This is a genomic window from Nocardia sp. NPDC050718, from assembly GCF_040654235.1.
In the GTDB taxonomy this organism is placed as follows: domain Bacteria; phylum Actinomycetota; class Actinomycetes; order Mycobacteriales; family Mycobacteriaceae; genus Nocardia.
In genome coordinates this window covers 137,151-151,215 of the sequence record NZ_JBFAHQ010000011.1, presented here as the reverse complement: position 1 = coordinate 151,215, position 14,065 = coordinate 137,151, and the positions used below count along the sequence as shown (strand labels likewise).

14 protein-coding genes are annotated in these 14,065 nt (G+C 70.3%); 4 read left to right on the top strand and 10 right to left on the bottom strand.

Annotation, left to right across the window (positions count from 1 at the left end; genetic code table 11):
• Nucleotides 1-427: 427 nt before the first annotated feature.
• The 9 genes from tyrS to AB0H54_RS32025 all read right to left on the bottom strand — a co-directional run bounded on the left by tyrS (nt 428) and on the right by AB0H54_RS32025 (nt 9,293).
• Nucleotides 428-1,714 (bottom strand): tyrosine--tRNA ligase, encoded by a 1,287-nt coding sequence (gene tyrS / locus AB0H54_RS32065; RefSeq protein WP_357350564.1) that lies wholly within the window; start codon nt 1,712-1,714, stop codon nt 428-430.
• A 70-nt stretch (nt 1,715-1,784) separates the two neighbouring features.
• Nucleotides 1,785-2,633: an alpha/beta hydrolase gene (locus tag AB0H54_RS32060; RefSeq protein WP_357350562.1), complete on the bottom strand. Its 849-nt coding sequence runs from the start codon at nt 2,631-2,633 to the stop codon at nt 1,785-1,787.
• Between the two features lie 192 nt (nt 2,634-2,825).
• Nucleotides 2,826-3,251, bottom strand: coding sequence for a DoxX family protein (locus AB0H54_RS32055; RefSeq protein WP_357350560.1), 426 nt, complete (start codon nt 3,249-3,251; stop codon nt 2,826-2,828).
• 73 nt (nt 3,252-3,324) lie between these two features.
• Nucleotides 3,325-3,957 carry a DNA-3-methyladenine glycosylase gene (locus AB0H54_RS32050; protein WP_357350558.1) on the bottom strand — a complete coding sequence of 211 codons (633 nt, stop codon included), beginning with the start codon at nt 3,955-3,957 and terminating at the stop codon, nt 3,325-3,327.
• Nucleotides 3,958-3,993: 36 nt separating this feature from the next.
• Nucleotides 3,994-5,142 (bottom strand): low temperature requirement protein A, encoded by a 1,149-nt coding sequence (locus AB0H54_RS32045; protein WP_355281824.1) that lies wholly within the window; start codon nt 5,140-5,142, stop codon nt 3,994-3,996.
• A gap of 53 nt (nt 5,143-5,195) precedes the next feature.
• Nucleotides 5,196-6,620: a hypothetical protein gene (locus tag AB0H54_RS32040; protein WP_357350556.1), complete on the bottom strand. Its 1,425-nt coding sequence runs from the start codon at nt 6,618-6,620 to the stop codon at nt 5,196-5,198.
• A 15-nt stretch (nt 6,621-6,635) separates the two neighbouring features.
• Nucleotides 6,636-7,130: a hypothetical protein gene (locus tag AB0H54_RS32035; RefSeq protein ID WP_357350554.1), complete on the bottom strand. Its 495-nt coding sequence runs from the start codon at nt 7,128-7,130 to the stop codon at nt 6,636-6,638.
• A gap of 73 nt (nt 7,131-7,203) precedes the next feature.
• Nucleotides 7,204-8,082, bottom strand: a complete 879-nt coding sequence (locus tag AB0H54_RS32030) for an RNA polymerase sigma-70 factor (RefSeq protein ID WP_357350552.1) — start codon at nt 8,080-8,082, stop codon at nt 7,204-7,206.
• A gap of 32 nt (nt 8,083-8,114) precedes the next feature.
• Nucleotides 8,115-9,293: an FAD-dependent oxidoreductase gene (locus AB0H54_RS32025; protein WP_357350550.1), complete on the bottom strand. Its 1,179-nt coding sequence runs from the start codon at nt 9,291-9,293 to the stop codon at nt 8,115-8,117.
• A 212-nt stretch (nt 9,294-9,505) separates the two neighbouring features.
• Between AB0H54_RS32025 and AB0H54_RS32020 the strand changes: the two genes are divergently transcribed.
• The 4 genes from AB0H54_RS32020 (at nt 9,506) to AB0H54_RS32005 (ending at nt 13,252) form a co-directional block, all read left to right on the top strand.
• On the top strand, nt 9,506-11,026 hold the full coding sequence (locus AB0H54_RS32020) for a multicopper oxidase domain-containing protein (RefSeq protein WP_357350548.1): 1,521 nt from the start codon (nt 9,506-9,508) through the stop codon (nt 11,024-11,026).
• Between the two features lie 73 nt (nt 11,027-11,099).
• Complete coding sequence (locus AB0H54_RS32015) at nt 11,100-11,834, top strand: ABC transporter ATP-binding protein (protein WP_357350546.1); 735 nt, start codon at nt 11,100-11,102, stop codon at nt 11,832-11,834.
• Complete coding sequence (locus AB0H54_RS32010; RefSeq protein ID WP_357350544.1) at nt 11,831-12,595, top strand: ABC transporter permease; 765 nt, start codon at nt 11,831-11,833, stop codon at nt 12,593-12,595. The genes AB0H54_RS32015 and AB0H54_RS32010 overlap by 4 nt, the downstream gene beginning before the upstream one ends.
• Before the next feature lie 21 nt (nt 12,596-12,616).
• Entirely contained in the window at nt 12,617-13,252 is a 636-nt protein-coding gene (locus AB0H54_RS32005; RefSeq protein ID WP_357350542.1) for a TetR family transcriptional regulator, read from the top strand.
• Nucleotide 13,253: 1 nt separating this feature from the next.
• Here the strand turns inward: AB0H54_RS32005 and AB0H54_RS32000 are convergent, their stop codons facing one another.
• On the bottom strand, nt 13,254-14,060 hold the full coding sequence (locus AB0H54_RS32000) for a class I SAM-dependent methyltransferase (protein WP_357350540.1): 807 nt from the start codon (nt 14,058-14,060) through the stop codon (nt 13,254-13,256).
• Between the last annotated feature and the right edge of the window lie 5 nt (nt 14,061-14,065).

Genomic DNA, 14,065 nt, shown 5'->3' with positions numbered 1-14,065 from the left:
CAACCGGGGGGTATGAGAGGCCGGAACCAATAATAATATTGGCACTGACATTCATCGACACACTATTGAGTTCTCAAAGAACACACGCACAAGCAGAACCACCGGCTCTCGTCCGGATCTTCTGCAGGGCAACTGTTCCAGCCTAACTGCGCTTCCAGGCGATGTCAATCGTAACGCTGGTCACACAGTCGAGGCAACGCCAGGCGCTCCCCGTCCTACCGCGTTTTCCCTGGCCCGCCGATCCTCTGGATCAGCGTCTCGGCTCCGGGTTGGTGTCCGTGTCGCTCTGACTTCCAATAAGTTACGCGCCGGAAAACGCTGCGTCAAATCGCCTGGACAGCAGGGCATCTGCGCAGGTCAGCGGGACGCCACCGGACCGCGTACCGGCCTGAATCACACGGATGTGACTCAGGCCTCCGCCGCGCGGTCAGGCTATGCGGCGCACGCCGGCCATGTTCTTCTTGCCGCGACGCAGTACCAGCCACTCGCCGTGCAGGTAGTCGGCGTCGGACGGGGTCCACTCGATGTCGCCGATGCGCTCGTTGTTCACCGACGCACCGCCCTCGGTCACCACGCGCCGGGCCGCTCCCCTGCTCTCGGCCAGGCCGGACGCGACGAGCAGATCGACGATCGTGTTCGGTTCACCGGGCACCACCTCGGCGACCTTGCCGTCGATCGAGGTCTCGCGCAGGGCGGCACCCAGGGTGGACGCGGGGAGGTCGCGCAGTTCGCCGCGACCGAACAGGGCCTGGCTGGCCAGTTCCACCGCGGTGGTCTCGGCCTCGCCGTGCACCAGCGTGGTCATCTCCGCGGCCAGGCGCTTCTGGGCCTCGCGGGCGAACGGACGCTCGACGGTGGCCTGCTCGAGCGCGTCGAGTTCCTCCCGGCTCAGAAAGGTGAACCAGCGCAGGTAGCGCACGACGTCGGCGTCGGCGGTGTTCACGAAGTACTGGTACCAGGCGTAGGGGCTGGTCAGCTCGGGGTCGAGCCAGAGGCTGCCGCCGCCGGTGGACTTGCCGAACTTCTTGCCGTCGGCCGAGGTCACCAGCGGGACGGTGAGGGCGTGCACGTGCGCGCCGTCGACCCGGCGGTTCAGCTCGACGCCGGCGATGATGTTGCCCCACTGGTCGGAGCCGCCGACCTGCAGCGTGCAGCCGTACTCGCGGCGCAGCTGCAGGTAGTCGTTGGCCTGCAGCAGCATGTAGCTGAACTCGGTGTAGGAGATGCCCTCCCCTTCGAGCCGCCGCTTGACGGTGTCGCGGGCCAGCATGACGTTCACCGAGAAGTGCTTGCCGACATCGCGCAGGAAGTCGACGGTGGACAGCGGTCCGGTCCAGTCCATGTTGTTGGCGATGACCGCGCCGGTCGGCGAATCGTCGAGGTCGACGAACCGCTCGAGCTGGGAGCGGATGCGGCCCGCCCACTCGGCGACGGTGTCGGTGGAGTTCATGGTGCGCTCGCCGACATCGCGCGGGTCGCCGATCAGGCCGGTGGCGCCACCGGCGAGCACAATCGGCCGGTGACCGGCGCGCTGGAACCGCTTCAGGGCGAGCAGCGGGACGAGGTGACCCGCGTGCAGGCTCGCCGCGGTGGGATCGAAGCCGGCATACAGGGTCAGCGGCGCGGCGGCGGCCGCCGCGCGCAGTTCGTCCAGGTCGGTGGACTGCGCGATCAGGCCGCGCCAGGTCAGTTCGTCGAAGATGTCGCCGGTCACGGTGTTCTATCTTTCCGTACTCGTTCCGCCGCCCGCGCGCAGGTCGGGCCGTGTTCGGCGGACGGGGTGCTCAGACCCGGGCCCGGGTGACCCAGGCGGCCAGATCGGCCTCGACCTCGTCCCGGTTGACCTCGTTGAGGACCTCGTGCCTGGCGCCCGGGTAGATCCGGTAGGTGATGTCGGTCAGCCCCGCGTCGCGGTAGCGCTCGACGAGCCGATCGGACAGCCGGGTGCTGTCGTTGAGCGGGTCCTGATCGCCGACCATCACGTAGACCGGCAGGTCGGGGCGCACGGTGCTCGGATCGGACAGGCGCTGGTAGGCGGTGGTGGCGAGCAGCGCCATGTTGGCGTCGTCGACCGGGAAGCCGCACCACGGGTCGGCGAGATAGGCGTCGACCTGGGCTTCGTCGGTGCTGATCCAGTCGGCGTCGGTGCGGGTCGGCTGGAAGCGCGCGTTGAAGAACGCGGTGAGGTCGCCGCCGGCGGCCGCGATCGCGTCGAACAGGCCGTCGACCGCCGTCGACCCGCACAGCACGGCCTCGTCGACGAGCGCGGAGTGGTCGAGCAGGTACTGCTGCACCGCGAAGGACCCCAGGCTGTGCCCGAACAGGGTGACCGGCAGGCCGGGATGACGCTCGCGCAGCAGACCGGTCAGCGTCACCTGGTCGGCGACCAGCAGATTCCAGCCGTCCGCGCCGAGCTGTCCCGGCTCGGAGAACATGCTGTAGCCGTGGCCGCGGTGATCGGCGGCGTAGACCACGTAGCCGACGCCGGCCAGCGTGGCGGCCAGGTGGCTGTACCGGTCGGAGTGCTCCCCCATCCCGTGCGCGATCTGCACGACGCCCACCGGTTCCGCGGCGGTGGGCGACCAGCTCCGGACGTGGATGGTGATGCCGTCGCTGCTGGTGAACGTGAGCACGAATTTCTCCTGCGGAAGGCCGTCGGGGCATGTAGGCATCGATCGTCGCATCGGAAGTACCCTGCGTCCCATAGGATTCGCCAACGAGTTCCGCGCCGGGACCTTGTGCCCACGGACAACCCCACCGGTGTCCGTGGACGCCGAAAATCGCCGGACCCGAGGGGTCCGGCGATGCTCAGCGCGGTCGGTGGCTCACCGGGCCGAGAAGGGCAGGTTGCCGCGGCGCTCGTAGGCGATCCAGGCGAAGATCGCGGCCAGCACCAGCGGGAAGATCGCCATCGACGGCTTGTCGGCGATGAAGGCCTGGGTCGCGGCGGCGAGCACGGTGAGCACCGACAGGCCCGCGGCGGCGAGGGCGGCGAGCCGCGGCACCATCAGGCCGATACCACCGGCCACCTCGGCGAGGCCGATGAAGACGAGCAGCCCGAGCGGGATGGTCAGGTTCTCGGGGGCGTTGTCCATCAGCATGTTCGGGATGACGAGCTTCGGGCCACCCGACGCGATGATGAAGAACAGGCCGAGCACCACCTGCAGGGTCCACAGGACGCGGTTGCGGATCGTGCCGGGGCGGTAGGCGGTGCCGGAGAAGTTCGCGGAAGCGGTGGCGGTGGTGGTCATTTCGTGTCCTTCGGGTCGGTCGCGCTCGGTGGGTAGCGCGTTCACCAGATAGGACGGACCCCGTCCGCGGAATTCATCGCTGCGCGGAAGAATTCTTCGGCGGAAGTTCTGGAGCGCGCGGACTGCGGCGATAGACCGACACCGCGGGCGACGGCAACCGGAACCGCCACGGCACCTCGGCGGCCACGCTGACACCGACGCGCGGACCCTCCGCGATCTGGGCCGCGGGCACCGGTTCGGCCAGGTGCAGCCGGATGTCGGCGAAGGGATCGAACAGTTCGGTGCCGTAGTCGGACAGGCTGATTCCGAGCGCGCTGCCGACATTGCCGGGCCCGCGCGCCAGATCGGCGTCGGTGCGGGCGGCGGGCCTGCGCGCGCGGGCGACGTCGAGACCATCGACCACTTCCCCCGCGCGGATCAGCACCGCGCCCGCGATTCCGTCGAAACCGGTGGTCACGTTGACGCACAGGTGGATTCCGTAGGACCGGTAGACGTAGAGCCGCCCGGCGGGGCCGAACATCACCGCGTTGCGGGCGGTCGGTCCCGGCCAGGAATGGGCGGCCGGGTCGGGCCACGGCCCGGCCGGATCGCTGCCGTAGGCCTCGACCTCGACGACGCGCAGCGCCACCGGCCCGGACGACAGGGTCGCGCCGAGCAGCCTGCGCGCGGCGGTGGGCGGATCGACGGCCAGTTCCTGAGCGGACACGATCGTCATTGTCGCCCATCCCGCCGCGCGGCCGGGTCAGGCGTAGGCGCTGTGCTGGCCCGCGCGCAGGATGCGCCGGTCGTCGAGGATGACGACCGCGTACGCGAGGGCGACCAGCGCGGCGAGCTGCGCCCACGCGACGGTGTACACCCCGATCGGGGCGGTCGCGGCGACCACGACGGCACCGATCAGCCGGGCGCGAGCACCGGCCAGGCCCAGGGTCGCGCGGAACCACGCCTGCCCGGCGAAGTAGAGCGCGACACCGCCCGAGAGCGCGCCGGCGGCACCCCAGCCCACCGGCTCGTCACCGTGCGCGATGCTCAGCGCGATGCCCGCCGAGGTCAGGATGACACCGATCAGCAGCGGGTAGTAGGCGTAGTCGTAGGCGACCAGGGCGGGCCGGACGCGGTCGGTGGCCGGGCGCGCGGCCAGCGCGTGCTCGCCGCGTTCGTCGTCGAAGCCGAAGTAGGCCCACCACAGCACGTACGCCAGCGCGAGCCCGAGGGCGACCATCGCCATCAGCCCGACCGTGATGGGCTCGTCCGCGAGGCCGACACCGAGCGCGACGATCGATTCACCGAGCGCCACGATGATGACCAGGCCGTGCCGCTCGCAGAAGTGCGACGCGCGCACCACGAAACCGCCTGCGTCGACGAGGTACGGGCTGAGGATCTGCACCGCGAACGCGGCCGCCCACAGCAGGTATTGCACCGGCGGGTGGGTGAACCCACCACCGAGGACCAGCGCGGCCGACAGCGCGTTGAGCGGCCCGATCCGCCGGATCGCCAGGCTCGCCGAGGCACCGCCCGCCGAGGCGAACATCGCCGTGTGGATCGCGGTCACCAGCGCGTACCCCACGCCGAACGCGATCCCGGTGCCGTGGAAGGCATCCGGCACGGCGAGCGCGAGCACGAAGAACGCCGACATCCCGACGAGCAACCAGGTGCGCCGCGAGGAACTGCTCGGCGCGACCTCGTTGGTCAGCCACACGTACCCGCCGTACATCCACCAGATCACGCCGAACATCAACGCCACCTGCAGCAGCGCCTCCCAGTCCGGGTGGTGCACGAACACGTGGGTGAGCTGGGTGATGGTGAAGACGAAGACGAGATCGAAGAACAGTTCGAGGGTGGAGACTCGCACCTGCCCGCCGTCGGGGCCGGGCGCCGGAGATGTATCTGTCACCGGCGAATAGTAGGTCGGCGGCGAGCACGGCGCGCGGCATGATGACCGGTCGGTTATGCCCGGCCCCTGCGGCGTTCGAGGAGCTGGGCCATGAGGGCGCGATCGGCGTCGCGACCGGCGCCGGTGATGGCGACCAGGACCGTGCGCTCGCCGACGCCCGCGTTGGGGGAACCGGCCGCCATGCGGGTCCAGTGGTAGTGGATCTGGGCGCGCAGGAAGGTGCGGTCGGCGGACTCGTCACACAGCAGGACCACACCGGTCAGCGGGAACCGGTCGATCACCCGTTGCAGCTCGAACTGGGTTCCGGTGTTGGCGGGGAGGTAGCCGGACAGGTCGACGACGACGAATCCGACACGGGCGAGCAGCATGTCGACGGCGCTCTGCCAGAAACTGCCGTGACACAGCAGGGCCCGGACCGGGTAGCTGCCCGCCGGGTCGTGCACGCGTTCGGCGGTGTTGGTGATGCCGGTGAGCCTGCGTCGGCCGGGCGGCAGCGGTTCGGTGGGACACGCCGCCAGCGCGGCGCGGAAGGTGCGTGGCGAGGTGGCGAACAGGGTGCGGATCGCGTTGCCGGACCTGGCTTGCGCCACCTCCGCCGGACTCACCGATCCCGAACCGCGCAGGATGTGGACGTAGCCGAATTCCCGCCACGCCCCGCGCAGGAAGCTGCGGATCCTGGCGTGGTTGTCGAACAGGCGCAGGTAGGCGATCTCCTCGGGCGGCCAGCCGAACACATTGCGGGTGGCCGACACGGTTCTCACTTTGTAGGCGGCCGGGCTCGGCCGCACGAACCGCACGCGCAGCGTGGGGATGTCGGCGGCGCGGACGTCGACGGGGTCGGCGGCCAGGCGATCCAGCGCGGCCGCGTAGGCGGGGTCGCGCGACCACTTCTCCGCGGTGGCGCCCGCCTGCCAGCGCCGCCAGCGGGGCAGCGCCGCGCCGACGACGGCGATCGCGATCAGCACGAGCACCACCACGTACGGCGCCGCGGGCACGTCCCGCATGGTGCCGTCGGGCTCCTCCACCTGGACGCCCCAGATCGCGATGGCGACGACCAGGCCGACCGGGATCACCACCCATCTGGCTCGTCGCCACATCACCTGCCGGTGTCCGCGGACCGCGCGCAGCGCGCTGAGGTGATCCTCGAGCGGCGGTATCAGCAGCGCGGCGTGCTCGGGCCGCCGGTCGACCGCGAGCCGCACGCTGTGCGCGCGCTGCCAGTCGTACCAGTCGCGGGTGCCGTTCCATCCGCGCTCGAACAGGCCGAAGCAGCACAGCACCACCGGGAACAACACCAGCGTCCGCCAGGTCGACAGGGGTACCTCGGGCACGGCGTCGGCGAGCGGTTCGGGCGCGAAGACGACGAGCCCGACGATCGCGGCCGCCCACGGCACTGCCAGCGCGGTGTTACCCAGCGCCGAGCGCAGCGACTCCGTTTCCTTCGCGCGGACGCGGTCCCGGAGATCCTCGGCGGTCATGTCGTTCCCCCACCGTCACGTCAGCACGGCGACGAGGTAGATGACCACATAGGTGCTCCCGAAGACCACCGGCACCCACTGTTCGAGGTGGGTGATCGGGGTGTAGAGCTTGCGGTCGCGGCCCTGCCCGAGCGCCGCCCACTCCGCCCGCCAGTACGGCGAGGCGGGGAGCCGTTCCTCCAGTTCGCCCACCACCCGGTACTTGGCGGCATTGAGCTGACGATAGGACCGCAGCGTGTAATACCAAGCGCCGCACTGCACGACCAGCGCCACCGTCGGGAAGATCAGCGTCCACACGCCCCGGCCCGGCCGCAACTGCAGCACGAGCCCGATGACGGTGAAGGCGCTGGTGTTGAGGGTGAGGAAGAAGCCGTTGGTGACGGCGCGACGCGCGCTGATCCGGTCGGCCATCTCGACGTAGAGCTTGTACTGCTCGAGGACGAGATCGTGATAGCGGTCGGCGAACTCCGCGGGAGTTCGGTCGGGGTTCCACACGCCGGGACCTGGCATCGCAGCCACCTTCCGCGCGGGGCAAGGCGTCGACCTCGATGATATTCCGAAGTCGGCTCGCCCGCACCGGGATTCAGCCGAGCAGCTCGGTGCCGTGGTAGAGCCCGGCCAGCTTGCCAGGGTTCACCTGGAAGCGCAGATTGTGGATGCGCCCGTCGACGAGGTCGAAGGTGAACGCGGCGCCGGGGTTGCCGCCGAAGGAGGCGAGCGTGCCGAGTTCGCCGTTGATCTCGGCGGCGCTGAGTTCGGCGCCCGCCGAGGACGGTTTGGCCAGCACGCCGAGGATCCAGCGGGCGACGTGGTCGGGGCCGTGCAGCGGCCTGCGGGCGGCGGTGACCACCCCGCCGCCGTCGGACCAGCAGGTCACGTCAGGGGCGAGCAGGTCCATCAGGGCGTTCAGGTCACCGCCCGCGCAGGCCGCCATGAACCGTTCGGTGATGTGGGCGCGCGCGGCCTTGTCGGTGTCGAAGCGCGGCCGACGCGACTGCACATGGTTCTTGGCGCGGTGCGCGATCTGGCGCACGCTCGCCTCCGAACGGTCCAGGGCCTCGGCGATCTCGGCGTGCGAGTAGCCGAACACCTCGCGCAGCAGGAACACCGCGCGTTCGACCGGGGTCAGGGTTTCCAGGACCACCAGCATCGCGGTGGAGACGGTGTCGGCCAATGCGGTGTCCTCGGCGATGTCGGGTGAGGTCAGCACCGGTTCGGGCAACCAGGGGCCGACGTAGGACTCGCGGGTCACCCGGGCGGAGGTGAGCCGGTTCAGCGACAGGTTGGTGACGGTGCGGACCAGGTAGGCCTTCGGATGGTCGACAGCGGCCCGATCGGTGCCGTTCCACTTGATCCAGGCGTCCTGCAGGATGTCCTCGGCGTCGGTGACCGTGCCGAGCATGCGGTAGGCGGTCGAGAACAGCAGCCTGCGGTGTTCGAGGAAGGGATCCTGGTCTGGCATGGGGTCAACCATGGCACGCTCCGTCGGTTCGCTCACGCGGCGGCGCGAGTCGCCTTGCCGCCCTTGGACAGCTGCACGCTCATCGGCACCCACCGGTTCGTCTTGAACGACGGCACCGGGCTGCCGCTGACCATCTCCTTGTAGGTCCGGGCGGCCCAGCCGGTCAGGTAGAAGCGGCCGGGGGTGTCGTCGGCACGGGTGAACTGGATGACCGCGTCGCGGCGACCCAGGCTCACCGGCTGGTGGAAGTAGCCGAACCGGAACGGTTTCACCGCCTTGCCGCGCAGCCCGGCCGCGATCGCCCCGGCCGCGTAGGCGGCGGTGGGCAGGCCGCTCTGGCAGGTGCCGTGGATCTGTCCCCAGGCCTGGCGGACCGCGGCGGCGTCGCCGATCGCGTGGATCGTGGGGTGCGACACCGACTTCAGGGTGGGGTCGACGACGATCAGCCCGCGCTCGTCGGTCGCGATGCCCGCCGCGGCGGCCAGCGGCGACACCCGCACCCCGCTGGTCCACAGGGTGCGGTCGGTGTCGATCCTGGTGCCGTCGGCGAGCTCGACCGCGTCGGGCAGCACCTTGGTGACCCGGTGCCCGACCACGCGGACGATGCCGAGCCGGTCCATCACCTTGTTCAGATGGGCACGGGCCTTGTCGCCCATCATCGCGCCCGGTTCGGCCGAGCTGACCAGGGTCACGCGCAGGCCGGGGTGGCTCTCGGCGATCTCGGTGGCCGCCTCGATGCCGGTGAGGCCGCCGCCGCACACCGTCACCGTGCCGCCGGTGGCGGCCAGTCGGGTGAGCTCGCCCGCGAAGGCGTGCGCGTGCCTGGGGTCGTTCAGGGTCCAGGCGTGGTCGGCGACGCCGGGGACGCCGGTGGTGTCGGTGGTGCTGCCGAGGGCGTAGACGAGCTCGTCGTAGGCGAGGTCGCCGACACCGTCGACGTGTACCCGGCGCGCGTCCGGGTCGACCGCGGTGGCCCAGCCCTGCACGAATTCGATTCCCGTTCCGGCGATCAGGTCCGGGATGTGGTGGTTCGCGAGTTCCTGGCCTGCGGCGATCTGGTGCATCCGCAGCCGCTCGGTGAACCGCGACGACGGGTTGACCAGGGTGATCGCGACATCGAGCCTACGGGTCCGGCGGGCCAGGCAGACCGCGGCCAGCATGCCGGTGTAGCCGGCGCCGAGGACGACGATGCGGTGCGTGGTGGTGTGCATTGCGGTGCTCCTTGTCGGTGGGATGTCGATAGGACAAACGACCTCGCAGGAACGTGACAACCAGCGTATGTGACCCGCGTCACATCATGCGATCGGGGCTCGAAAACCCCTGGTGACCTGCCGGAATACCGATGCGGTCAGGGTGCGAGCCAGGGTCGGGTGGGGGAATCTTCCCGATGTGCGAGCACGGTCGCCGTCCCTACCGTCGGATCATGGCTTCCCCCTCTCGACCCGGCCGTGTGCGCCGGATACTGCTCGGCGCCGCCGCGCTCGCCCTCACCCTGGTGCTGGCGATCGCCGGCCTGGTGACCTGGACCTGGGCCGGCGCCGACGTGTCCACCGTCGGCAGCACGGATTTCGCCCGGCCACTGGCGATTCCACCCCTGGCGCCCTCGACCGTCGACCCGGACGGCACCCGGGTGTTCGCCCTCGACATGCGTTCCGGCACCTCGGAATTCGAGCCGGGACGGGCGACCGAGACCTGGGGGTTCAACGGCAGCTATCTGGGCCCGACCCTGCGGGCCGCTCGCGGCGAGCGGGTGCGGGTGCACGTGCGCAACCAGCTGCCCGAAGCGTCGACGGTGCACTGGCACGGCATGCACCTGCCCGCGAAGATGGACGGCGGACCGCATCAGATGGTCGCTGCGGGCCGGACGTGGACGCCGGAATGGACTGTCGCGCAACCCGCTTCGACGCTCTGGTACCACCCCCACCCGCACGGCGCCACCGAGGACCACGTGCGCCGCGGCCTGGCGGGCATGTTCCTCGTCGACGACGACGCCGCGGGCGCGCTGCCGCTGCCGGACACCTACGGCGTCGACGACATCCCGGTGATCGTGCAGGACATGCGCCTGCGCGGGGACCGCTTCGACGGCAGCCACGGAGCCTTCCGCGATGTCGGGTTCCTCGGTGACCGCCTCCTGGTCAACGGCACCCTCGCGCCGTACCAGGAGGTCGGCGACGAGCTGGTCCGGCTGCGCCTGCTCAACGCCTCGACCGCGCGGATCTACAACTTCGCCTTCCGCGACAGCAAGCGGTTCTCGCTGATCGCCTCCGACGGCGGTCTGCTCGAACGCCCGGAAACCATGACGGCCCTACATCTTTCGCCCGGCGAGCGGGCCGAGATCGTGGTGCGGATGCGGCCGGGTGAGCGTGCGGTACTGCGCAGCGAACAGCTCGACGTGGGCCTGGACTTCTGGACCAACCGGTTCTCCGGGGGCGACGACCGCTTCGATGCCCTCGAACTCCGCGCCGCGAACACGCTGCGCCCCTCCCCCGAACTGCCGGGCGCGCTCGTCCCCCCGTCGACGCCGGACGGCGCCGACGCCGCCGTGGAGCGCCGCTTCGATCTCACCTTCGCCGGGATCAACGGCTCCCCGATGGCGATGGACCGGGTCGACACGACCGTCACCCGGGGCACGACCGAGAAATGGGTGGTCCGCAACGCCGACGGGATGCCGCACAACTTCCACGTCCACGACGTGCAGTTCCGGGTGCTCGACTACGGCGGCGCCCCGCCGCCGCCCGCGCTGACCGGCGCCAAGGACACCATCTTCCTGCCGCCCAACACCACCGCGACCCTGGCCCTGCGCTTCGACGGACCCGCCGATCCGGACACCCCGTACATGTACCACTGCCATCTGCTCTGGCACGAGGACCTGGGGATGATGGGCCAGTTCGTGGTCGTCGAGCCAGGTCAGCAGGCCGCGACACCCCCTCGACACGCGCACTGACCCTTGTCCCGCCGACGTGGTCGCGCTAAATTCATCACGTAGTGAATTCAACACTCGATGAATTGAGGCGACCATGTCGCACCCCACGCCGCCACCGTCCGCCGTCCGGGTCGACGGACTGACCGTCACGCGCGGCAAACGCACCGTCCTGCACGGGCTCACCCTCGACATCCCGCGCGGTTCGATCACCGGCCTGCTCGGACCGTCGGGCTGCGGCAAGACCACCCTGATGCGCAGCGTCGTCGGCACGCAGATCGTCGAGTCGGGCAGCGTCACCGTGCTCGGCGAGCCGGCGGGCAGCGCCGGACTGCGGCGCCGGGTCGGCTACGTCACCCAGGCGCCGAGCATCTACGCCGACATCAGCGTCCGCGAGAACGTCGCCTACTACGCCGCGCTCTACGGCCGCGATCGCGACGACGTCGACTCCGCGCTCACCTCGGTCGGGTTGCGCGAATACGCCGACCAGCTCGGCGACCAGCTCTCGGGCGGGCAGAAGACCAGGGCGTCGCTGGCCTGCGCGCTGGTCGGCAAGCCGGAACTGCTGGTGCTCGACGAACCGACCGTCGGTCTCGACCCGGTGTTGCGGGTCGAGCTGTGGAAGCAGTTCCACGAACTGGCGGCGCAAGGCACGACCCTGCTCGTCTCGAGTCACGTGATGGACGAGGCCGAGCACTGCGATCGACTGCTGCTGATGCGCGACGGCCACCTGCTCGCCCAGCTCAGCCCCGACGAGCTGCGCGAACGCACCGACGAACAGAACCTCGAGACCGCCTTCCTCACCCTGATCACGATGGGAGAGCGCGCATGATTACCACCCTGCGCCCCTACACCGCCACCACCGGGCGGATCCTGCGGCAGCTGCGCAACGATCACCGCACCGTGGCCATGATCCTGGTGGTCCCGGCCCTGCTGATGACACTGCTGTACTTCATCTACCAGGACGCGCCCCGCCCGCCGCACGCCCCGCTGACGATCTTCGACCGGGTCGGCATCACCATGCTCGGGATCCTGCCGTTCATCGTGATGTTCCTGATCACCGCCATCGCGATGCAGCGCGAACGCACCTCGGGCACGCTCGAGCGCCTGCTCACCACTCCGCTGCGCAATCTGGACCTGCTGGCCGGCTACGGCAGCGCGTTCTCGCTGGCCGCCGCCGCGCAGGCGGCCGTCGCCTGCCTGGTGGCCTTCTGGCTGCTCGGGATGAACGCGGCGGGCAATCCCGGCTGGGTGATGCTCATCGCCATGGTCGACGCGGTGTGCGGAGTGGCGCTCGGCCTGCTGGCCAGCGCGTTCGCGCGCACCGAATTCCAGGCCGTGCAGTTCATGCCGGTGGTGGTGGCGCCGCAGATCTTCCTGTGCGGCCTGCTCGTTCCGCGCGACCAGCTACCCGACTGGCTGGAGGCGATCAGCAATGTGATGCCGTTGAGCTACGCGGTGGACGCGCTACAGCAGGTGTCGCTGTACCCGGAGCCGACCGCGACCATGTGGCGCGATATCGCGGTGGTCGCCGGGTTCGCGGTGATCGCGCTGTGCCTCGGCGCGGCTACCCTGCGACGACGGACCCCCTAGCGGAGCAGGAGAGACGGACACATGACCGACGGCGAATCCGGTTCGGGCACCACGCGATCCGGTCGGACCGGGCGCAGGCCCGGCAATACCGATACGCGCGCGGCGATCCTCGACGCGGCCCGGATCCGGTTCGCCGACAACGGTTTCGACAAGACCTCCATCCGGGCGATCGCCGGGGACGCCGACGTCGACCCCGCGCTGGTACACCACTATTTCGGCACCAAGCAGCAGCTGTTCGCCGCGGCCGTGGAGTTCCCCGTCGATCCGGAGGCGACCTTGACCGCGGTCGACCACGCGCCGCTCGACGAGCTCGGCGCCACGATCGTGCGCTCGGTGGTCGGGGTGTGGGACTCCCCCGCCGGGCCGGGCGTGGTCGCCACGGTGCGCAGCATCTTCGGCGGCGGCGAGGCGAGCCCGGCCCGCGCGTTCCTGCTCCAGGTGGTGCTCGAACGGGTCCGGGTGCGGATCGCCACCCCCACCGACGACGGCCGGGCGCGGGTGGCGCTGGCGGCCGCGCAGATGGTCGGCCTGCTCACCGCGCGCAAGATCGTCGACATCGAGCCGTTGGCGTCGATGCCGATCGACGAGGTCGTCGCCGCGGTCGGCCCCGCGGTGCAGCGCTACCTGACCGGCGATATCGGTACCGGCGGTGCGTGATTCAGCACGAGCGCACCCGCACGATGGCAGGCGGGATGTCGCGCAGCACCGGTAGCGCGGCGAACAGCGGCAGGGTGGCGGCGAGTGGACCGTGCGATGGCCCGTAGGAACTCACCGTGACCTCGTCGACGGCGGGTGTCCACGACCGCAGCAGCGCGGCGATCCGGCTCCGCTCGACACCCCACGGCATCGGCGGCGCGAGGTAGTCCGGCGTCTTGCGGAAGCCGCGCATCGTCTTGCGCGAGAACCACGGTGGGATGGTGTCGAACATCAGCTCGACGCCGGGGAAGCGTTCGAGGATCGCGGTGACCAGGTGGCACACGTCCTCGGGCGCGAAATACATGAAAAGCCCCTGGGCCGTGACGAACACGCCGCGCGCCGGGTCGACGTGGTTGAGCCAGCTCAGATCGAGCGCGCTGATCGGCAGGTACTCGCAGCGCTCGGTGGGCGGCAGGAACCGGCGGCGGATCTCGATCGATTCGGGCACGTCGACACACAGCCAGCGCACCCTGCCGTCGTCGCAGCGCTGGAACTGGGTCTCCAGCCCGGCGGCGAGTTCGACCACGGTCCCGCCGGGGTGGGCGGCCAGCCACGGCCGCAGCGCCTCGTCGAAGCGCGCCGAGCGCACCGCGTGCGTGCCGTCGGGTGCGCCGAAGGTGCGGACATAGTCGAAATCGATGGTGTCGTACAGGCGTTCGCAATCCGGGTCGGTGAGGACCGCGTCGGGTCGCTTCACCTCCGACCCGCGGTTGTGCAGGGTCCAGAGCATGGTCAGCGGGACACCGCTCAGAGCTACGTCGTCGGACATCGAAG

Bases quoted from the DNA above. Each gene is read 5' to 3' on its own strand.
- AB0H54_RS32035 (WP_357350554.1), bottom strand. From the start codon at position 7,130: ATGCCAGGTCCCGGCGTGTGGAACCCCGACCGAACTCCCGCGGAGTTC.
- AB0H54_RS32020 (WP_357350548.1), top strand. From the start codon at position 9,506: ATGGCTTCCCCCTCTCGACCCGGCCGTGTGCGCCGGATACTGCTCGGC.
- AB0H54_RS32055 (WP_357350560.1), bottom strand. From the start codon at position 3,251: ATGACCACCACCGCCACCGCTTCCGCGAACTTCTCCGGCACCGCCTAC.
- AB0H54_RS32030 (WP_357350552.1), bottom strand. From the start codon at position 8,082: ATGCCAGACCAGGATCCCTTCCTCGAACACCGCAGGCTGCTGTTCTCG.
- AB0H54_RS32000 (WP_357350540.1), bottom strand. From the start codon at position 14,060: ATGTCCGACGACGTAGCTCTGAGCGGTGTCCCGCTGACCATGCTCTGG.
- AB0H54_RS32015 (WP_357350546.1), top strand. From the start codon at position 11,100: ATGTCGCACCCCACGCCGCCACCGTCCGCCGTCCGGGTCGACGGACTG.
- AB0H54_RS32040 (WP_357350556.1), bottom strand. From the start codon at position 6,620: ATGACCGCCGAGGATCTCCGGGACCGCGTCCGCGCGAAGGAAACGGAG.
- AB0H54_RS32025 (WP_357350550.1), bottom strand. From the start codon at position 9,293: ATGCACACCACCACGCACCGCATCGTCGTCCTCGGCGCCGGCTACACC.
- AB0H54_RS32005 (WP_357350542.1), top strand. From the start codon at position 12,617: ATGACCGACGGCGAATCCGGTTCGGGCACCACGCGATCCGGTCGGACC.
- AB0H54_RS32010 (WP_357350544.1), top strand. From the start codon at position 11,831: ATGATTACCACCCTGCGCCCCTACACCGCCACCACCGGGCGGATCCTG.